This window comes from Thermococcus sp. M36 (assembly GCF_012027355.1).
GTDB lineage: Archaea > Methanobacteriota_B > Thermococci > Thermococcales > Thermococcaceae > Thermococcus.
Map to the genome: position 1 here is coordinate 1 of NZ_SNUH01000210.1, position 444 is coordinate 444.

A 444-nucleotide genomic window follows, 5' to 3' on the forward strand; every position below is an offset into this window, starting at 1 on the left:
CCGAGTACTTCGAGGTTTTCTTCGTTCACTTCTGGGAGTAGTTTATCTATGATTTTGAACGTCTTCTCGAATGCCTTTTCCATAACCTTCGCAGTTTTCTCCGGATCTGTGGTTAGATTGTCATAGTGAGCTTGCTTCGCAATTGCTTTTGCAAGTCTCTTGTAGTTTTCCTTTATGTACGCATAATCTCTTTTGTTGTAATATAACGCGTTCATTACCTCTTCTACGGTTTTGGCCGATTGAACGTTGTGCACGCCGGTATGGTATGCCATTGCGAGCGCGAGGAGTGTGTGGATAAGTGGGTAGTGCACGGCTATGATTTTTTCCTCTGGCGTTGCTTCATACGCGTATCTTTTTTGTATCCCGCCTTTTGTGTTGCATCTGGCTTCCCTATTGCTTTGTTGTGTGCGAGTATATTCCTCACAATTTCTTCATCACCCTCTG

1 protein-coding gene is annotated in these 444 nt (G+C 43.9%); it reads right to left on the bottom strand.

Annotated features, from left to right (window positions below; all coding sequences use genetic code 11):
* Positions 1–272, bottom strand: a 272-nt coding sequence (locus tag E3E36_RS12020; protein WP_167895598.1) for a hypothetical protein, incomplete at its 3' end; no start/stop codon positions are given.
* Between the last annotated feature and the right edge of the window lie 172 nt (positions 273–444).